The following is a 19,970-nucleotide window of genomic DNA, read 5'->3' on the forward strand; positions in this document are numbered from 1 at the left end:
CGAAGGTGTTGCGACGACCGGTTGAATCCGCCCTCTACAGGAAGGTACGCTCCATTACACAGGACACTGATGCAGAAGACCATGTGCAATCTGCGCTGATGCGTTTTCTGGAAAAAAAACCGGCAGATGTGGATAATAAGGAAGCTTATGTTGTGAGAAGTGCTGTCAATAAGGCAAGCAACTCACGGCGGCATAGAAGCATTGTGCAAATCCTTTCTATCCATAAAGACTATGATATTTTAGAAGAGGAAGCCTGCCCGAACCCGTTACCTGACGAAGTTTATTCTGCACGGCAGAGATTTGAAAAACTTCAAGAGGGTTATAACCAGTTACCCGAGAGAACCAGACAGATACTTTTTTTGCATCGTATCGAAAAAGTGCATTACAAAGATATTGCACTCCAATTAGGTATCAGTGAAAGCGCTGTCGAAAAGCATATTGCAAAAGCTCTCGTCTTTTTAAGCACATGGATTGAATAGTGACACACCACACGCCAGACCAACAGATACGGCAAGACGCTGCAGACTGGATAGTGCGGCTGCATGCGGAATATGTGTCAGAGCAGGATAAGGCCGCATTTTGTTCCTGGCTGGAAGAAGATCCCCGTCATGCCACTCTGTTTGAACGTGTCTCAGACAGTTGGGACCTGATTGCAGGTGTGGCCAAACCTGTGCCGCACTATTCTGCCCCGGCCTTAGTCAAAACACATCATACGCCCAATACCACCAAATTGCGCAGGCGTGCTTTGCTGCCATTACTGGTTGCTGGTGTAGGTGGGCTCATACTGTCTTACCCACGTAATTCTGTTGCGTCCCGCGTGCTGAAAACCGGTACAGGGCAGACACTCACCCATACACAATCCAATGGCGTAGAGTGGCGTCTGGACACGGATACCATTTTACTTCTCAATGAACAGACCATGACAAGCAGACTGCTACGGGGGCAGATCTGCCTTAACTGCCCTGAGGCGACACCCATAAAACTTATGGTTGGTAATTTGGAGGCGACCATACAAAAAGCAGGCCGTTTTGATGCAAGCCTGACAGATACCACCTGCGAACTTCTAGCTATTTCAGGCCAGTTTTCTATACAAAACACAGGAACTCTCCCTGCCGCACGCGTTATTACGCAGGGCGAACGGGTTGCTTTGGCGCAAAATAATACGTTGGTGACTGATAAGCCCAACATGCGTGACCGGGCATCATGGACGCAAGGTTATCTGGTATTCCACGACAGATCAGTTTTGGATATTTCAAAAAATATCAACCGCTACTCCAACAAGAAAATTAAAATTCTTTCCAAAGATATTGAAACAAAAAAAATGAATGGTGTTTATTACATTTCTCAAAATAAAGAGTTTTTGGAGATGCTTTCAACACTCCTCAAAATTCAAGTTCATGAAACTGAAAATGAATATCTGCTCTATGCCGTTTGATTGCTGACTTGAAACGCGGTGGTCTCTTCTGATTAAACCTCATCGGGTTCCGCCGTGCTGCTCAGCTTTTAATGCGCTTCTAGAGAACAGTAGTTTGTGAGACTTACATTAAATATGACTAGAGGGGGTAAAATTTTAACTCCCCCCCTAAAATTGGTTAGTCCTACGAAATTAGTTTATTCCTGCCTTACCAACCCTGTTCCGTTGGAAGCACGAACAGTTCTGCGACATCCATTCTATCCGGGGCTTTGAGGGCGAAGAGGATAGTTTCTGCAATATCGTCACCTTGCAGAAAAGTCATTGATTTTTCCAACTCGTCCATCTGCTGGCGGTAATTGGCGTCTGTAATCTGGTCATAGAGTTCTGACTTTACCGCACCCGGTTGAATGCAGGTTACCCGGATGGAGTGTTTGGGGCCAACCTCCATTCTCAGTCCGTCAGAAAATGCTGTAACAGCCGCTTTTGTCGCGCAATACACAGCAAGGCCCTTAAAGACTTTCCTCCCCGCGATAGAGGACATGTTGAATATATGGCCAGATTTCTGCTCTATCATGAGCGGGAGTGCGGCTGCGGTAGCATTGAGAACACCACTTATATTGACATCCACCATGCGCTGCCACTCATCCACTTTCAGGGCATCAACATCGGACAACGGCATAAGGCCCGCATTATTAACGAGCACGTCAATTCGGCCAAACTCCGCAATAAGTGTTTGTACGGCAGCTTTGCAGGATGCGAGGTCGGTCACGTCTGTTTGCAACGCCATGGCTTTCCCACCAGCATTGGTAATTTCAGTCACCAATGCCTCTAGCCTATCAGCTCGGCGGGCTGCCAACCCGACTTTCAGGCCTTCTGCGGCAAGTTTGCGTGCTGTTGCAGCCCCGATCCCGCTGGAAGCACCCGTAACCAGAGCAACTTTATCTGTAATCATCATAACTATTATGCCTCATGGTCTTTTTTGACGAAAAATAACCAGAGAATACTGACTTATCCGAACACTATCTGTCTTTTACTCTCTTGCTGAAACTATTGTTACTTTGCGCTAAACTTGTTTTCCAAGAGTAAGGAAAAGGGATATATCGTCATGCTGCCTTCACACCACTTTGCTGCACGCACGGCGGGCCTGACGCTGGAGCAGCATATTCCCGGCCAGAAAATTGTGCAGAGCACCGGAGAAGCGTGGAAAGAAGCAGAAGCACAGATATTCTGCCGCCCTGTTGAAGAAGAAGAGGTGCTGGTGCCTGCGGTTGCTGACCCGCTGCTTGTCTGGGTTCTTTCTGGCGAAGCAAAGATTGAGGAGCGCGAGCTATCTGGTCAGTGGCTACACAGTGACGCAAAAGCAGGCTGCTTTTTCCTCACTCAGACTGAAGCGCCCTACCTGATGCGTTGGAAGGCGAAACAGGACACCCCCTTTGAAGTGCTGCACTTGTACCTCGGGCTGCCTCTTGTAAACCGTGCGGCACGCTCTCTGGGGCTCACGCCCTCACGGTGCCGTATGCAGGATGTGTCTGGCGCGCGGGACACGTTCATAGCGGGAGTTCTGAGCGGTCTTGTGGCTGAAATACGCTCTGACACTCCAGACAACAGACTGTTCATCAATGGTCTTCTCGAAAGTCTGACAATTCATCTTTTACGCTGTTACGCCACTACGCAGTCTACCCCCACTGCAAAAGGGGTGCATTTGCCAGCATGGAAACTCCGTAAGGTACTGAGCTATATGGAAGAGCATCTGGCGTTACCTTTTGACCTGGATAGTCTTACAGCCCTGTGCGGCATGAGCCGTTTTCATTTTAGTCGGTCCTTCCACACAACAATGGGCCAAAGCCCTTCAAGTTGGTTTATACGTCGCCGGATTGAGCAGGCAGCCATATTATTGCGCCAGACCACTCTGTCAGTAATCGAGATTGCCTTGAGTGTCGGATACGAGAACCCAAGTCATTTTTCTAATGTTTTTCGCAAAATAATGGGTGTGACGCCGCGACATTACAGGAAGCGTCAAGAGCCATAAAACGATGCGGCTTTTGCCTTGTACTATCAGCCTTGCAGGAAAGTCAGGCTCCGTAGCAACCGACTGCATTGTGCCGTATCCAAAGGATGTATTAGAAAGACTATCCGCCCCTGATATAAAGGGATGTAGCAGCAGCTTACATGTCTGGAAATTTGTTATCTGTTATTTGTTACTAAAAATCAGGTGGGCTGCGGCACTGCTGTTGGTTGGTGGCATCGGCTGCATGCAGGTGGCTCGGGCCGCAACTGTACCAAGCTTTCAGTTTGGTGATGTTACCATCAAACCTTATGCCACAGAGCAGCTTGATATTGGTGGTTTTCCGCAGACCAGCCAGGCTGTGCCGGGTGTTGGCGTGCGGGCCGGACGTTTGCGGAACGGTGCACGCATTACCATTCATAACCAGATTGAACTTGGCGGTATATGGGACTTTGGCCCGGCGCCCGGTGGCCAAATGCGCCTGTTTGAAGGACAGGCCAGTTACGTTGGATTAAAACATTTTGTTTTTACAATCGGTATTTTCAAGCCCAGCTTTGGCCTTGAGTCCATGCAGGCTCAAGGGGATACAACATTTATAGAGCGCTCCAGCATTTCTACCATTACCCGTAATATTGCCGCTGGTATTGAACGGCAAGCTGTGCAGATAGAAGCACATGGTCAACGCTACCATGTAGCGCTTTCTGGCACGGCAGGCACGGCCGGACCGGGAGAGAATGGCAACCAGCGCGCCATTGTGTTCCGGCTTGTGGGGGTGCCAATCCGTATGAAAGATCTTTTAATTCATATTGGTTTTTCGGGCGAATGGGTGTTTCGTGCTGCGCACTCACCGGGTGAAAAACCAGGTATGGCCTTTTCCGATTACCCAGAAATGAATGTTGGTCTGACGTCAAAATATTTGAACACGGATAGACTTACGCTCAACAGCGTTGGCGCATTTGGTCTGGAAGCCGCTGCTGCCTGGAAGCGTTTTCTTTTTCAGGGTGAAGCCTATGACATTGTTGCCAAGAGGTCTGTAGAAAATGATACGCGCCACCTGAACTTTTCCGGGTGGTATGCGCAAACCAGCTATACGCTTATTGGCAAAGCACGCCAGTGGAAGTCCCGCGCGGCAGCGTTCTCATCTCCGGTATGTGATAAAAAGCAGGATGTGCTGTGCCATGGCAGTGGTGTACTGGAAGCTGCTGCACGCTATTCTGAAGCGAACCTGCATTCTGGCAGTATCAATGGAGGCCAACAAAAGGCGTGGTCCGCCACGCTGAACTGGTGGCCTGTCGATATTTTAAAAATTGCACTGCAATATGAGTATGGGACAATACAGGGCGGCCGAAAGCCGGAAAACTTTCATGCCATTTTGTCTATGATACAAATTAAGTTTTAAAAACTGAAGCTGTAGCGGTGCGGCTAAGACCCGAACCAGCCTTAACCGCTATCATAGCCCTTCCTCAGGTCATACGCTGTTTGACGTCAGGCCTGCCTGCAAAAGCTTTAGCTTACCAATGACTTGTGCACCTGTGATAAGGCGGGTGCATTCAAACTGGCGTGGCGTATTGGCGTGTCTGGGGCACCATAGGAAGTCATGGTGATCAAAGCGTAACTTGGGGTCATTCCAGCAGGAGTTGCAGGTATGCCAGTTAATAACGCGATACGGAGTTTCAAATTCGTTTGTCGGGTGGGTAAAACCTGAAATCATGACTATGGGCGTACCGGCAGACCAGGCCAGCCATGCCAGGCCGGAACTGTTGCCAATAAAAAAGGCCGCATGCTTCATCCATCTTGCCCGCTCGACCAACGGATGATTGCCTGTTAGATCCTCCACGCCATGAGGGATATGATTCCAGACAATACCAGTGCCATGAACGGGTTTTTGGTCAATACACACCACCCGGTAGCCCTGCCCTTTTAGCCAGGCAATAACTTCTGCCCAACCGGTGGGATTGTTCCAGTATTTGCACTGGGAAGAGGCCTGCACGGCAATGCAGACATAAGGTTCTGCAATTGGACGCCCTTCATCCGGGAAGGTAATTTTTGCTGGCTCTTCGGCCGGGCTAACACCCAGAATATAGGCTGCCGTTTTATGCAGCCCCACAAACCGGAAATCGGTTGGCTGCCAGTCACAGGCTGTATCGTCAAAAAAGAGACCGATATTGTAAGTGGCATATACGGTCTGGGCCAGTTTCTGCTCTACTACTTCTTCATGTGTGACAAACCTGATGTGAGGGTAAGCCGCTTCAAAAAGTGGGCGAATAAGGTTTGAGAGCGCACAGATGACGTGTGCCCCCCGCTGCTCTGTAAAGCGGGCGGCATAAGGCATCCAGGCCAGGGTGTCACCCAGTGTTCCTATAGGGAACTGGATCAGGACAGTCTTGCCTGTCGCATCATATTTATAAGAAAAAACCAGCTCCTCTGGGGTGCCTGTCCGCTCTTTCCAGACATCAATCTGGAAGCGGATAAACCAGCGCTTGCTGGACATGACAAAGCCTTCTGCAATACCGCTTTGTTCAAACAGAACATTCCCGGTATCCATGTCTTTCAGACGAATATGCCATGTGCACCCCGCTTCTGCCGGTAGACGCATGCGGCAGCCAGCGTTGAAGTCAAACGTTATACCGTGAGGGGCCTGTTGCGTTGGTGTTTCCCACGGCAGGGGGTACGGCTGCGGTTGAGCCTGCACTGGGGCTGTCTGCGCTGAGGATGTTTGTGGCGTATTTTCAGAAGTGGTGGGGGTGTCAGATGTGGCAGGCATGGAAAACTATGCTCCTGATATTTCTCTCGTTTCAAACAGGAAAATCAGGCCGTCCAAAGCTTTCATTTCACACATTATCCACACTGCATCGTCAAATTTGTTGGTGATTTTTTATCATATCAATAGGAAAACGAGTCAACTGCTAATGGCCGGCCCTAACTGTCAGGCATGTCTCGCTTCCAAAGAGGCATTATATTTTTTGAGAATGTAGGCTGTCACACAGCTAAACCCACGCACCTATACTGGGTATCTGGGCAAGCGGACACCCAAGGCTGTTGGCGTGAGGAGAGCATTAAAGGGAGCCAGCAGATGTAAATGCCGTGTGGTTTTTAATGCTGAACTAAACCGCACGGCTTATATGTTTGGGGCTACAATGGGTTTTGACACCGCACTGTAGCCCCAACATTATAAGTACCTTAGTCTAACTGAGGCCAGACGCGGAATCATTCCCACTCGATTGTACCGGGGGGTTTGGACGTGATGTCGTAGGTGACGCGGTTGATGCCGCGTACTTCGTTGACAATACGGCCTGCCACACGGTTTAGGAAATTGAAGTCGAAGGGATAGACTTCTGCTGTCATGCCATCCGTGCTTGTTACGGCGCGCAGGGCACAGGCCTGATCGTAAGTGCGGCCATCCCCCATGACGCCCACTGTCCGGACCGGCAACAACACCGCGAAGGCCTGCCAGATAGCATCGTACAGACCAGCAGCACGGATTTCTTCCAGAAAGACGGAGTCTACACGGCGCAGCAGGTCAAGTTTGTCCCGTGTGATGTCACCGGGGATACGGATGGCCAGACCTGGCCCTGGGAAGGGGTGACGGCCAACAATGACTTCAGGAATATCCAGTTCACGACCAAGGTCGCGCACTTCGTCCTTGAACAGTTCACGCAGTGGTTCCACCAGCTTCATGTTCATGCGTTCCGGCAGGCCGCCCACGTTATGGTGCGACTTGATGGTAACGGACGGGCCACCCGTGAAGCTGACGCTCTCAATAACGTCTGGATACAGCGTGCCCTGTGCCAGGAACTGCGCACCACCCAGCTTGCCAGCTTCTTCTTCAAACACTTCAACAAACAGACGACCAATGGTCTTGCGTTTAATTTCCGGGTCCGTCACGCCTTCAAGGGCTTTAAGGAAGATGTCTGACGCATCACGGTGCACAAGGCGAATGTTGAAGCGACCACGGAAGGTTTCCACAACCTCCTCGGCTTCACCAGCGCGCAGCATCCCGTGGTCAACAAAAATGCAGGTAAGCTGATCACCAATCGCTTCGTGAATCAGCACAGCCGCTACGGACGAATCGACCCCGCCGGACAGACCGCAAATGACGCGCCCTGTGCCAACCTGTTCCCGAATACGGGCTATTTCCATGTCACGGAAACCAGCCATGGTCCATGTACCAGAGCAGCCAGCAACATTATGGGTAAAGTTACGCAGCAGTGCGGCACCATGAGGCGTGTGCACAACTTCCGGATGGAACTGCACGCCATACAGACGGCGGCCTTCATCAGCGATGACGGCGTAGGGCGCACCTTCACTGACTGCTACAATGCGGAAGCCGGGGGGCAGTTCTGCCACGCGGTCACCATGGCTCATCCACACCTGCTCACGGCCGCCACGCGCCCATGCGCCACGGAACAGGGAGCAATCTTCCAGAATATCAACAAATGCGCGGCCAAATTCACGGTGGTCGGAGCTTTCAACGCGACCGCCAAGCTGCTGGCACATGGCCTGCTGGCCGTAGCAGATACCGAGTACGGGCACAGCCAGCTCAAACACGACTTCCGGAATACGTGGCGAGTCCGGGTTAGTTACACTGGCGGGGCCACCAGAGAGAATAATGCCGCGTGGCGCAAAACTGCGGATACGCTCTGCATCAGCCGTGAAAGGCCAGATTTCGCAATAGACACCACTTTCACGCACACGGCGCGCAATAAGCTGTGTGACCTGGCTGCCAAAATCCAGAATAAGGATCCGGTCCTGGTGCAGGATTTCTTCCAGCTTGGCGGAGGCTACGGGCGTCGTATTGTCAACGGGCATGGGCTACTGGTCTTTCTGGTCAGCGCCTGAGCGGCATATCAGGTCAAAACACTTATACCGCAAAAGCGCGGCGGAGTGTTAGACAGGCCATATAAAGCGGCTGCGGGCCGCCGTCACCCCACTATTATAAGGAGGGGTGCGTTGAGAGAGGCCAGGATACAGCCTTTATACCGCCCTTCTTGCAGCGCAGAGGATGGGGCATCACATAAAGCAGGCAAGAGGAGTGGAAAGAATGGTTGCTGTTTTTTCGGTGCTGGAAAACACTGTGGCAGGCCGCCTGAAGCAGGCTGCGGGGCTACTCTGTATAGGACTGCTCTGTGGTGCCGCCACCGCAGCCGATGATCCTTATGGAAACTGGACCGGCACACTTGTGGCAGACAAGGGGCATAACTGCCCGGTCAATGCACCCTCTGTCATGCAGATCATGCCGAAGCATATGCTGTTTGCACCGGAAGATGGTTCCCTGATTTTGCGCGGCAAGCCGGACAAGGCAACGCAACATTACCACGCGCAATTGCTGATGCAGGATGCAAACCACAAACCGCTTCCCATGGTTTTTGAAGCCCACCCGGTAGGAAATACCTTTGAAGGTGTGTACGGCACCCCGGAATGCAGAGCGCATATCACGCTGAAACGCCCGGAAAACCACGCTTTCCGGAATTTTGTGGGCAATGACTGACAAAAAAATTTAAGAAAATTGTAAAAAGGGGGTTGCCAGCCCCCCACGCCTGAACTAGAAACCGCCTCAAGGCGCACCCGTAGCTCAACTGGATAGAGCACCAGACTACGAATCTGGGGGTTAGGAGTTCGAGTCTCTTCGGGTGCACCACTTCCCTTTTTAAAATAAAAGCTTTTACGCTCTGAAGAAATTTTCTGTTTCTTGAGCGCTTTGTCCCATTGTGGCCTTAGTTGGCGCCTATTGTCTTACAAGTTTGTAACAATAGGACATGCCATGAAACATATCCTCCTTCTGACAGGTTTGGCTCTTGGGTTGGCTGGCGCTGCCACAGCCCATGCGGAGTCCGGCAAAAAGCAGGCGTCAGCTATGGATTTATCCAACTATGCTGCCGAAGTTGCCCAGAACCCCAAAAACGCCACCGCCTACCGCACCATGGCCGCATTACCTGATTGGGTAAAAACTGGCCGTGGCACATCCTCCCCCACACGGCCCATCACCATTTCCGGAAAACGCTATCTGGTTGGGCATATTTGCGAACCGCACAACTGCGCCCAGAACCAGATGGATGTGCTTTTTGCAGAAGATGGCAAAAAAGCATGGGGGCTTGTCTCTACCCATGTTGGCAAGACGCTCTACCAACTGCCTTTGGGTGACCCGGATGAAGCTCTGATGACGGCGCTGCTTGCCTCCTACCACGCGGAAAACCCGGACGAAGGCAAACCCTGAGCCCCGTAGCTGCGTCAGGCGCGTAAAGCCCAAGAGAAAACTTGGCTTTTTGCACACCACCCCCTACCCATAGGGGGTGGACTTGCCACACCCCTGACACCGCACGGAGCAAAACCCATGAGCAAAGACTGGGATTATCTGGAAAAAGGCACACCGCTCCCGCCAGGTGAGCAGGCACCAAGCACCGACGGCAACCCGGACAACGTTGCTGATACCATTTTTGAAGAGGCTGGCATTCCCGCCCCGAACTCCGGCAGTAAACGGTTTTTCTGGCCCGTAGTGGTGCCGGTTCTACTTGCCGGGGTATTTCTTGTTGCCGCGTTCTGGCTGTTTTTTGCCTTTCTGAACGTTCTTTAAGCCCCAAGATATTTTATCTCTCAGTGGGCCGGTGCTGCGGAGCCACTGGCACACCTGCGACCCTATGCCCCAAAGATGGCATGTTTTTGGCCGCCCCCTGCCCTGTGCGCGCAACGCCGCATAAGCTCTGGCGTTTAACACTCACATTGTGGTTATAACACGGTTAATCGCCCACCTTCCTGACGCTTTAGTCTGGAAGCCCCATGCCCCCACGCTGTGCCTGTTGCCTGACACGCAGAGCGAGTTTTGTAAGGACACAGGCTTATGCGACAAGACCGTACTGGTCGCCCTCCTGCGGAGTGGTGTGCCACGCCCAATGCCATGCGGCTGAACCGACTGGTGCGCATGTCCCGGCGTGATGTTCTGCTGGGTGGCTTAGGCCTTTCCGTAGCAGGGCTGCTGTCACCGGCACAGGCAGACACACAGGCTCCTGCGGAGAAAGATAGCGAGGTTGGCCGCTTTATGGCGGTCTCCCAACGCCTGACAGACCGGGATGTGCTGGACAGCCGCATTGGCACCGCCCTGTATGCAGGCATTGTGCATGCCAACCCCAACCGCGCGGCCAAGGTGCAGGCGCTCCACACGCTGCTTGAAGACAGCAAACCCGCCACCGCCGCGGACTTTGCCCGCGCAGCAGAACATGCAGACCCTGCCCTTAAAGACGTTATTCATGAAATTCTGACAGGCTGGTACCGGGGTGTGGCCGATAACAAGGTGGTGGTTTACCGCTCGGCCCTGATGTTCGACATCACCAAAGACGCCATCTACCCCAAAACCTATGCCGCAGGCGGTCCGTTCTACTGGACCAGCAAGCCGCCGGAAGTTGACCGCCCCACCGGCAGCCCGGCGCTTTCGCCCTCCCCGTTCGTTATCGAACCGACCTGAGACCGCAGGATTACCCAGCTTCATGTCTTCTGAACAGACCCTCTCTGCCGATGTCGTGATTGTAGGATCCGGCGTTGCAGGCAGCTCCATTGCCAATGAACTGGCACGCGCCGGTATTTCCGTTATTGTGCTGGAAGCAGGCCCCCGTGTGGACCGCCAGCACTTTGTGGACAATTTCCGCAATCTGGAAAACAAGCCGTCTTATCAGGGGCCTTTCCCGGCTGTGCCGTGGGCACGCCATCCGCCCAACCAGATGACGCCTAACGAGTATCTGCACACCACCGGCCCCAATGCTGAAGCCTACCAGCAGGTTTACCTGCGTATGATGGGTGGTACCACATGGCATTGGGCAGGCTGTGCATGGCGCTATCTGCCATCCGACTTTGAGCTAAAAACCCGTTATGGCCAAGGCCGTGACTGGGCCTTGAAGTATGATGACCTTGAGCCGTTTTATTATCAGGCTGAAGTGATGATGGGCGTGTGCGGTCCGGACCCGGCCAAGGAAGATCTTGGCTCCCCCCGCAAGCAGCCCTACCCTATGGATGCGTTGCCCATTTCCTACGCGGCGCAGCAGTTCCGCAAGCTTATTCAGGAAAAAACGCCTTACCGCGTGGTGCATGAACCGCAGGCCCGTAACACACGGCCCTATGATAACCGCCCCACCTGCGAAGGCCATAATAACTGCATGCCCATCTGCCCTATTGGGGCCATGTATAATGGCGGGTACTCCGTGTACCATGCAGAAGCTGCGGGCGCGAAGTTTATCCCCAATGCTGTGGTGTATAAAATTGAGCGGGACAGCGCCAACAAGCATGTGACCGCCGTGCATTACATGGACCCGGACAAAGGCTCCCACCGTGTAACCGGCAAGTATTTTGTTATTGCCGCCCACTGCATTGAAACCGCAAAACTGCTGCTGGTTTCAGCCGATGAACAAAGCCCCAATGGTGTTGCCAACAGTTCCGGTCATGTAGGCCGTAACATGATGGACCATACCGGCGTGCAGGTTACGTTCATTAGTGGTGACAAGGCGCTGTGGCCGGGCCGTGGGCCGCTTGAAACCAACGTGATTGACAACTTCCGTGATGGGGACTGGCGCAGCGAGCGCGGGGCTTATCTTGTGCATATGGTGGATGACAATCAGGTTGATCTTGCAACCCAGCTTGCTATTTCCAAAGGCTATGTGGGCAAGGAACTGGAAGAACAGATCCGGTATCTGGCAGCGCATACAGTGCGCCTGTTCAGCCATAACGAAGCCCTGCCGGACCCTGAAAACCGCCTGACCCTGAGCAAGACCAACAAGGACATTCTGGGCATTCCCCACCCCGAAGTGTTTTACAAACTGCCAGACTATACCGTTAAAAGCTGCGAACATACGCGCGGCCTGTTCAAGGACCTGATGGGCCTGATGCACGGTACGGATGCCCAATGGACCCCTGGCTACTTCCCGCAGGACCATCCCTCCGGCAGTACCATCATGGGTACGGACCCCAAGGATTCCGTAGTGGACGGCTTCTGCCGGACGCATGACCATGAGAACCTGTTTATTGCCAGCTCTTCGGTTTTCTCAACCGTAGGCACCGGCAACATTACCCTTACTGTTGCCGCTCTGGCCCTGCGCGTGGCCGATACGCTGAAAAAAGAGCTTGCTCATGCCTAAGCCGTCTCTCCCCCGCTTTTGTAAAAGCATTTACGCGCTGCTTGGCACCAGCGCACTTGTTGGTGCCGTGGCCATCGGGTCCGCCCATGCGCAGGATACGGCCCCCACAGCACCGGCGGCACCAACAGCCACCACTCCGGCCCCTGCGGCTGCCAGCACCCCAGCGCCGGTTGAGGATGCTGCCGCCTTGCAGGAACGCGGCGCCTATATTGCCACAGCGGCTGACTGTGTGGCCTGCCATACAAAACCCGGTGGCACACCGTTTGCTGGTGGACTGAAGATAAGCACCCCCATGGGGGATGTTATTTCCACCAACATAACCCCGGACCCGCAAAACGGGATTGGCAAATACACGGAGCAGGAATTTGATCAGGCTGTGCGCCACGGCGTGCGGCGTGATGGAGCGTATCTGTATCCAGTCATGCCGTATGTGTCTTACGCGGGCATGACAGACCAGGATGTGCACGCGCTCTATGCGTGGTTCATGCACAGCGTAAAACCTGTTGCCACCCAACCCAAACCGACCGAGCTGACCTTTCCGGCCAATGTGCGCAGCGCCATGGCGGCGTGGAACTTTGTCACCACAAAAGAGCAGCCGGAAACTGGGGATTCGGCAACCTATGATACCCAGCGCCGGGGCCGCTATCTGGCCACGGCACTGGAACATTGCGGCACCTGCCACACCCCCCGCAACTTCATGCTGAGTGAAAAGCAGGACCACTATCTGGCAGGCGGGTCATTGGGGGCATGGTATGCACCTAATGTAACGTCCTCCAAAACCAGTGGCATTGGGAACTGGACGGAAGACGGTCTGGTTACCTACTTGCGCACAGGCCGCCTGACGGGCCATGCACAGGCTGCTGGCCCCATGGGCGAAGCTGTTGAGCACAGCACCAGCCACCTGACGGATAAGGACCTGCACGCCCTTGCCGCCTATGTGCTGCAAGTACCGGCTATGGAAGATGACCTGGAACATCAGGCGCGTGAGAGCTTTGGCAAGGCGGTGGAAAACCCGGATATCCGCACCAAAGAACCCACCCGTATTGATGACCTGAGCGAAATGGATGGCCCGCATATTTACGATGCCAACTGCTCAGCCTGCCACGGGCACAATGGCGCGGGCACTGTGGACCAGTACGCGCCATCCCTGTTTGCCAACACCACTGTTGGCAGCGTGCGGCCTGACAACCTGATTATGACCATTCTGCACGGTGTGAACCGTAAAACGCAGGATGGCCACGCCGGGATGCCGGGTTTTGGCAGCACATCTGACGTGCAGCGCCTGAGCGATGCGGAGATTGCCAAACTGGTCAATTATCTGATGGCCACATATGGCAGCGGTGACCAGCATGTTACCGCAGAGAAGGTTGGAGAACTGCGCAAGGCCCAGTAACGGCCAGCGCTTTCCCGCTCCATGACTAAAAAACCCCCGGCTTGGGAAACTGGCCGGGGGTTTTTGTAGGCACTGTTAGCGACGGTGTTTCTGCACTGGCCTCTGCGACCACAATGCCGCCAGAAAAGACCCTGATATATTATGCCATATTGAGAAAACGGCACCCGGCAGTGCCGCCAGTGGGGAAAAGTAAAGCCGCCCCAATGTTGCCGCCAGACCGGAATTTTGCATGCCCACTTCCAGCGCCAGTGTGCGGCATACGCTTTCCTCAAACCCCAGCAGCCTGCCACCCCAGTAGCCCCCAAGCAGGCCAAGGGCGTTATGCAGCACCACACCCAGCAGCAGCACAGGCCCTGCTGCCGCGAGAGAGGGTTTTACCCCCGCGACAATACACCCAATAATCAGCAGGATAGAAACCATGGCCACCAGCGGCAACACAGGCTCCACCCGTTTGACCAGACGGGCACACAGTGTGTTGAGCACCACCCCCGCCAGCACAGGCAACGCCACCAGCGTGAGGATACTGTAGAACATTCCCCAGCTATCTACCGTGACGGTGGCGGCACTGTAAAACCGCGTGAGCAGCGGGGTAGCAATAATGCCTACCAGTGTTGAAAATGCACTGATGCTGACAGACAGCGCAACGTCACCTTTTGACAGAAAGATCATGACATTGGAGGCCGTGCCACTGGACACACAGCCTACCAGCACCATGCCAGTTGTGAGCGCCGGGGGCATGGCCAGCATATGGGCAATAAGCCACGCCCCAAACGGCATGACCAGATAATGCAGGGCTACTCCCGCCACCACAGGGGCAGGACGCCGCGCAATGCGGGCAAAATCCGCCGGGGTGAGAGACACCCCCATTGTAAACATGACAAAGGCCAGAAGCGGCATGATGGCCGGGGTTAAACCCAGAAAAAGATGCGGTGCTGCTATGGCGGCCCCAGACACCATAAGAGCCCATAGGGGGAAAAGCCGGGTTATCATGTGACCACTCATGCGCCAGAAAAAAACAGGTCAGCCCTTTACCACATAATCTGCCCGCACGGGGCACGGCATTATGCGGGCTGAATGTCCCACGGCACACAGGCGCCCTCTATCCAGCGGGTGGACACGCCATAAACATGCTGCACCATACCCTGCGTCAAAGCGACGGGCGGGCCGTCCAGTTGTACCTGCCCGTTTTGCAGCACCAGCAGACGGTCACAAAAACGGGTGGCCAGTAACAGGTCATGAATAACCAGCACAATACAGCGCCCCTGTGCCGCCACGGCACGGAACAGATGCATGACAGACAGCGCATGAGCGGGGTCCAGTGCGGCCAACACTTCATCGGCCAACAAAACGGGGGCCTGCGTAGCAAGGGCGCGGGCCAGCATAAGGCGGGCGTGCTCCCCGCCGGAAAGCTGATCTGCCTTGCGGTCAGAAAGCTCTGTCAGGCCTGTCAGCGCCAACGCCTCCGTAACGGCAGGGTGGTGCGCAGCGCCCTCTGTGCTCTCCCGGTAAGGCAGCCGCCCAAGGGAGACGACCTCCCTGACCGACATGGGCGGCACTTGCTCCTGCCCTTGTGGAATATAGGCCAGATACTGTGCCTTCTGCCGGGCAGAAAACGCAGCAAGCGGCTTACCATCCAGCAATACTGTCCCCTGTGCAGCCGTAAGCACATCTGCCATAGTTCTGAGCAGGGTGCTCTTACCCGCCCCATTCGGCCCAAGAAGCCCGGTCAATTGCCCAGCCTGAAACTGTGCCGAAACCCCATGCAGCACCGGCCGCGCACCGATATGGGAGGTAATGCCTTGCACGGACAGCATTAAAGACGCCCCTGTTTTCTGAACAGAATAACCCGATAGAAAAAGACTGGTGCACCGATAAGCGCCGTGACCACCCCTATTTGCAGTTCTTTGTGCGCGGCAGCCCCCCGCACCACAAGGTCGGACCCCAAAAGCAGCACAGCACCACCCAGAAACGCTGGCACCAGAAGGCAGGAGGGTCTGTGCCCCACCACGGGCCGCAAAATATGCGGTACGATAAGCCCTACAAAGCCGATTGCCCCCGCCACCGCCACGCAGGACCCCACGGCCAGAGCGGTACCAATAACAATGCGTAGTTGCACCCCTGTAACCCCGCGCACCTGAAACCCCATGGTCTGGGCGACATCCTCCCCCAATGTCAGGGCGTCCAACGCACGGGCGGCGGAGAATAGAAGCCCTCCGCCTACCACTACGCCCGGCAGGGCCAGTGTAACATCCAGCATGGTGCGGTCTGTCAAAGACCCCATAAGCCAGCGCATGATTTCAAAAATAGCATACGGGCTGGGCACCAGATTAAGCACCAGCGCTGTCAGGGCGGCTGTAAAACTGCTGAGGGCAGCGCCCGCCAGCAGCAACACCAGCGCCGTGCCGCGCCCTACCAGCAAAACCAGAAGTGTGGCGGCCACAAGAGCTCCGGCAAGACCACCCAAGGGCAAGATAGCCAGACCGTACTGCACCAGCCCTGTATAAAACACGCATACAGCGCCTAATGCCGCCCCGCCTGACACACCCAGCAGCCCAGGGTCTGCTAGTGGGTTGCGCAGGTAGCCTTGCAGCACAGCACCAGACAGCCCCAGACTTCCCCCCACCATGATGCCCAGAAGAACCCGTGGCAAACGCAGGCCCCCGAGAATAAGCGCACCCGCCGTAGGTTGGCCCGCCCACCACTCGCGCAAAGACTGCATGAAGGAGAAACTATGCTCCCCCCACAACAGGGAGAACGCTGCCAGCACCAGGATACCAACCAGCAGAACCGCATTAACAAGGCTGTAACGGGACATTATGGCCCTCCCCCCGCTGAATATAACAAGGCTGCTCTGGCTTTTTGTAGAATGGCAACGGCATCCAGCGTCTGGGGCAGACCGCAAAGCCACAAGGAGGCTGGCAGATCCACCCCATGTCTGCCGGAAAAAAACTGTGCCAAGACCGGGTTATCCAGCATGGCCTGCGCCAAAGACTGGCCTTGCCCGGACCGGTCACGTACCAGCAGGTCTGGCCGCCAGCCAAGCAGGGTTTCCAGCGGAATACGCCCCCCTTCAGGCAGATTGGCAATGGTGGACAGATTCTGTAACCCGGCATGGCGCAACACATCATCCGGCAGGGACGCACCACGCGCCACAAACCCGTTGGCCTCATACACAGCCGCAATGGGGTCCTGCTGTGACGGAATAAGAGCGAGCGCTGCCAGCCTGTCCTGAAAAGCAGTAACCAGACGTGCCCCGCGCTCCGGGTGGCCAACTGCTTTGGCCACCCGCATGATCTGGTCTGGTATCTCCGCCAGGTTGGAAACTGGCGGCAGGATCAGGACTTTTGCCCCTTCTTCCCGCGCAGCCTTGACCGCTACCCGCGCGGTAAAGCGGCCTGCCAGTACCATATCAGGCCGCGCGGCCAATACGTTTTCCGCCGTGGGTTCCTGCACGGGCATACCCTGAGCACTATGGCACAGCACGGAACTTGAGCAGTCCTGCACCAGCGGGGTAAGGGCCACAATATCCTGACGGTCCGCCAGCATAAGCGCCAGTTGGTCCGTGCAGAGATTAAGGGACGCCACGCGCGGCTGTGCCAGGGCTGCGGCAGCAAGCCACACACTGCACCCCGCAGCCATGCCCCATGTGGCACACCATGCTGGTGTAAAGCGGCGCATCAGTAACTCAACGTCACGCCGCCATAGCCTGCCCGGCCCGGCTGAAGGTAACCGATTGGTTCTTCATACTGCCGGTTGAGCAGGTTATCAGCCCGGGCAAATATGCTGATAATACGGTTGATTTTGTAAGTGGCGGCAAGGTCAATGGTAAAATAGCCGCGCCCTTTACCACAGGTGCTGCAATACGATGTGCCAATAACCGGCACATCCCGCCAACTGCTTGTGTAGAGAATATTGCCGGACAGGGTCAGGTCCGTAACCGGCTGCCATGTTGTGGTGAAGTTCAGCTTATGGTCCGGCCTGCGTTGCAGCAGCGTATGGCTGGTGGTGTCCCGCGCATGGGTCCAGGTATAATTCAGGGTGAAGTCAAGGGTTTTGAGGGGCTTCCAATCTGCAAAGGCTTCTACCCCATACATGCGGGCTCGCGCCACGTTGCCATAGGAATAATTGTAGATCTCATACCCATTTGGCGCGATATCTACCGAGCTGGTGGACTGAATAAGGTTTTTGACCTTGTTGTCATACCATGTTGCGCCAAAGCTGAGTGTGTCTTTCAGCAGTTTTTGCTCCACCCCGGCATCATACCCAATCAGCTTTTCTGCTCGCAGGTAGGGGTTGCCGGTCTGGGTGTAGTAAGAGCCAATCTGGCTGGCAAAAAGCTGATACAGGCTTGGGCCATGGAAACCAGACCCCGCACTGGCCTTGAGCACCGTACCTGTGCCGGGGATATGCACCGCAGGGGCAACGCGCCACGTGACGTAGTTGCCGTAACGGGAATTACTGTCATACCTTACATTGGCTGCACCATAGAGAATTTTGTGCCAGTTGCCCTCGTACTGGCCATATCCCGCAGTGGTGTCCATGCTGGCTTTGGTATGGTAGCCGGTGTCATACAGGGTGGCGGCGGTGTGGCTTGTATCAAATGTCTCGTGAAAATGCTCGGCGCCGACAAGCACTGTGCCGTACTCATGCAAGTTCACTGTGCCGTGCCAGTCTATCTTGAGACGGGAAGAGCGATAATAATCCGGCCCGGTGGAAGACAGGCCTGTCTGGCTCCAGCGGTTGCGGTTGGTCATGTATCCCAGCCCGATGACCTGATCCAGCAGCCCATCAAATGAGGTCAGGTGCGCTGTGCCGCGTACAATGGCCAGATTTGTAGTGTTCCGTTGCCTTACATCACCATCGCCATAGCTTTCGCTTTGCAGGTCATAGGCGGAGTAAGTGTGGTAATTGCTTTGAATAAGGCGGCTGGTCAGGCCAAGGTCAAAATTCCGCGTGACATCATACCCAAGGCGGATAGTGGCGGCGCGGTTATCGTTTCTGTTGGTTTTGCGGTGTTGCGCACGCGTGGCACCGTAATACTGCTCAATGTAGCGCGGAATGCTGTGGAAGCCGTCTATCCGGTAATGGCTGAGTTCCACATTATAATGAAAGCGCCCCTGACTGCCACGCGCCCCAATAACCTGATTAAACGTGCCATAGGAGCCACCCTCCAGCCGGACAAAGGGTTTCAGGCGGCCTTCTCCCTGCGCGGTTGTCATGTCTATGACACCGGCCATGGCATCTGCGCCGTACAGGCCGCTTTGTGGGCCGCGCAGAATTTCAATGCGGCCCAACCCATCTGTCATGAACTGCCCGGCGTCAAACGCGCCACTGGCGGAACTACCATCGTTAATATCCATGCCGTCCAGCCGGACCTTGACCTCGTTGGCATTGTTGCCGCGCATGAAGATAGAGGTTGTCGCCCCCATACCGCCAGAGCGCACAACATTCAGGCCCGGCTGCCGCATGAGAATATCCGGCAGGCTACGGCGTTGCTGGGTTTTGATCTGTTCTTCGGTAATAAGGGTGAGTGCCGTACCAATCTCATCCTGTCGGATGGGCCTGCGGGCAGCACTGACGGTTATCTGCTCGGAGGGGTCAGCCTCGGTATCGGCTTGGGCCGTGCCGGTACATACACCCAGAAAAGCCACACCGGACAAAAGAAGTTTACGCAACATGGTAAAAGACAACCTTGTGGTACAAAGCGTTGCCACGACAATGCCCACGCCACAGTCCTGACGCGCTGCCACAGCCCGCCTTGCCCGCAACCCGGTCCGCCAACACACCCCGATTGGCCCATTCCGTCTGCAACTCTGCATGATGGCAGGTTTCCTGGCTTGCGGCGTTACCGTCTGTACCTGCCTTCCCAGAGCGTGCGCCCCAGTGGCCTGACATATGCCAGCATACAGACCCATACCGCTTACAGTTGCGGGGACAGCCCGGGACTACACCGCACACGAACAAAGCGGCACCCGGTTCCCTTTTGCATCCTGCCTGTCTTGCGGAAGGGCAGGAACCATCATGCCAGCGATGTGCCGCCAA

Annotated in this window: 18 protein-coding genes, 1 tRNA gene and 1 riboswitch; of the genes, 11 read left to right on the plus strand and 8 right to left on the minus strand. The window is 55.0% G+C overall.

All coding sequences use genetic code 11. The annotated features are described in order from the left end of the window. Both Abci_RS03080 and Abci_RS03085 read left to right on the plus strand, forming a co-directional pair. Window positions 1-479: RNA polymerase sigma factor (locus Abci_RS03080; protein ID WP_048837702.1), on the plus strand; the 479-nt coding region annotated here is incomplete at its 5' end. Next, window positions 479-1,435: a FecR family protein gene (locus tag Abci_RS03085; RefSeq protein ID WP_048837703.1), complete on the plus strand. Its 957-nt coding sequence runs from the start codon at window positions 479-481 to the stop codon at window positions 1,433-1,435. The genes Abci_RS03080 and Abci_RS03085, both read left to right, overlap by 1 nt. Before the next feature lie 187 nt (window positions 1,436-1,622). Here Abci_RS03085 and Abci_RS03090 read toward each other — a convergent pair whose 3' ends face one another. Further along, window positions 1,623-2,369, minus strand: coding sequence for an SDR family oxidoreductase (locus Abci_RS03090; RefSeq protein ID WP_048837704.1), 747 nt, complete (start codon window positions 2,367-2,369; stop codon window positions 1,623-1,625). 150 nt (window positions 2,370-2,519) lie between these two features. Here Abci_RS03090 and Abci_RS03095 point away from each other — a divergent pair, with 150 nt between their 5' ends. Both Abci_RS03095 and Abci_RS03100 read left to right on the plus strand, forming a co-directional pair. Further along, window positions 2,520-3,443, plus strand: a complete 924-nt coding sequence (locus tag Abci_RS03095; RefSeq protein WP_048837705.1) for a helix-turn-helix domain-containing protein — start codon at window positions 2,520-2,522, stop codon at window positions 3,441-3,443. Window positions 3,444-3,666: 223 nt separating this feature from the next. Continuing rightward, complete coding sequence (locus Abci_RS03100; RefSeq protein WP_048837904.1) at window positions 3,667-4,818, plus strand: OprO/OprP family phosphate-selective porin; 1,152 nt, start codon at window positions 3,667-3,669, stop codon at window positions 4,816-4,818. Window positions 4,819-4,887: 69 nt separating this feature from the next. Here Abci_RS03100 and Abci_RS03105 read toward each other — a convergent pair whose 3' ends face one another. Then, window positions 4,888-6,183, minus strand: a complete 1,296-nt coding sequence (locus Abci_RS03105) for an autotransporter strand-loop-strand O-heptosyltransferase (protein WP_048837706.1) — start codon at window positions 6,181-6,183, stop codon at window positions 4,888-4,890. Between the two features lie 443 nt (window positions 6,184-6,626). Continuing rightward, window positions 6,627-8,228 (minus strand): glutamine-hydrolyzing GMP synthase, encoded by a 1,602-nt coding sequence (gene guaA, locus Abci_RS03110; RefSeq protein ID WP_048837707.1) that lies wholly within the window; start codon window positions 8,226-8,228, stop codon window positions 6,627-6,629. 232 nt (window positions 8,229-8,460) lie between these two features. On the opposite strand from guaA, the gene Abci_RS03115 reads away from it, so the two are divergent. The 7 genes from Abci_RS03115 (at window position 8,461) to Abci_RS03145 (ending at window position 13,928) form a co-directional block, all read left to right on the plus strand. Beyond that, window positions 8,461-8,907 (plus strand): hypothetical protein, encoded by a 447-nt coding sequence (locus Abci_RS03115; RefSeq protein ID WP_240554608.1) that lies wholly within the window; start codon window positions 8,461-8,463, stop codon window positions 8,905-8,907. A gap of 73 nt (window positions 8,908-8,980) precedes the next feature. Continuing rightward, a tRNA-Arg gene (locus Abci_RS03120) sits at window positions 8,981-9,057 on the plus strand. 123 nt (window positions 9,058-9,180) lie between these two features. Next, window positions 9,181-9,633: an Ivy family c-type lysozyme inhibitor gene (locus Abci_RS03125; RefSeq protein ID WP_048837708.1), complete on the plus strand. Its 453-nt coding sequence runs from the start codon at window positions 9,181-9,183 to the stop codon at window positions 9,631-9,633. A 117-nt stretch (window positions 9,634-9,750) separates the two neighbouring features. Next, window positions 9,751-9,990, plus strand: coding sequence for a hypothetical protein (locus tag Abci_RS03130; RefSeq protein WP_048837709.1), 240 nt, complete (start codon window positions 9,751-9,753; stop codon window positions 9,988-9,990). A gap of 264 nt (window positions 9,991-10,254) precedes the next feature. Beyond that, window positions 10,255-10,875 (plus strand): sorbitol dehydrogenase family protein, encoded by a 621-nt coding sequence (locus Abci_RS03135; protein ID WP_048837710.1) that lies wholly within the window; start codon window positions 10,255-10,257, stop codon window positions 10,873-10,875. Window positions 10,876-10,897: 22 nt separating this feature from the next. Next, the gene (locus tag Abci_RS03140; protein WP_048837711.1) at window positions 10,898-12,535 is read left to right on the plus strand and encodes a GMC family oxidoreductase; all 1,638 of its coding nucleotides are present in this window, start codon (window positions 10,898-10,900) and stop codon (window positions 12,533-12,535) included. Next, window positions 12,528-13,928, plus strand: coding sequence for a c-type cytochrome (locus Abci_RS03145; RefSeq protein ID WP_048837712.1), 1,401 nt, complete (start codon window positions 12,528-12,530; stop codon window positions 13,926-13,928). Before Abci_RS03140 ends, Abci_RS03145 begins: the two co-directional genes overlap by 8 nt. 75 nt (window positions 13,929-14,003) lie before the next feature. Here Abci_RS03145 and panS read toward each other — a convergent pair whose 3' ends face one another. The 5 genes from panS to Abci_RS03170 form a co-directional block, all read right to left on the minus strand. Beyond that, window positions 14,004-14,918 (minus strand): ketopantoate/pantoate/pantothenate transporter PanS, encoded by a 915-nt coding sequence (gene panS, locus Abci_RS03150; RefSeq protein ID WP_048837713.1) that lies wholly within the window; start codon window positions 14,916-14,918, stop codon window positions 14,004-14,006. A 71-nt stretch (window positions 14,919-14,989) separates the two neighbouring features. After that, a complete protein-coding gene (locus Abci_RS03155) occupies window positions 14,990-15,742 on the minus strand; it encodes an ABC transporter ATP-binding protein (RefSeq protein ID WP_048837714.1) in 753 nt (250 codons plus the stop codon). Beyond that, window positions 15,742-16,743, minus strand: coding sequence for a FecCD family ABC transporter permease (locus Abci_RS03160; RefSeq protein WP_048837715.1), 1,002 nt, complete (start codon window positions 16,741-16,743; stop codon window positions 15,742-15,744). Before Abci_RS03160 ends, Abci_RS03155 begins: the two co-directional genes overlap by 1 nt. Next, on the minus strand, window positions 16,743-17,606 hold the full coding sequence (locus Abci_RS03165; RefSeq protein ID WP_048837716.1) for an ABC transporter substrate-binding protein: 864 nt from the start codon (window positions 17,604-17,606) through the stop codon (window positions 16,743-16,745). Before Abci_RS03165 ends, Abci_RS03160 begins: the two co-directional genes overlap by 1 nt. After that, a complete protein-coding gene (locus Abci_RS03170) occupies window positions 17,606-19,747 on the minus strand; it encodes a TonB-dependent receptor plug domain-containing protein (protein WP_371861400.1) in 2,142 nt (713 codons plus the stop codon). The genes Abci_RS03165 and Abci_RS03170 overlap by 1 nt, the downstream gene beginning before the upstream one ends. Then, window positions 19,734-19,964, minus strand: a riboswitch (cobalamin riboswitch). (Overlaps the previous gene by 14 nt.) Between the last annotated feature and the right edge of the window lie 6 nt (window positions 19,965-19,970).

It is taken from the genome of Acetobacter cibinongensis, assembly GCF_000963925.1.
Classification (GTDB): domain Bacteria; phylum Pseudomonadota; class Alphaproteobacteria; order Acetobacterales; family Acetobacteraceae; genus Acetobacter; species Acetobacter cibinongensis.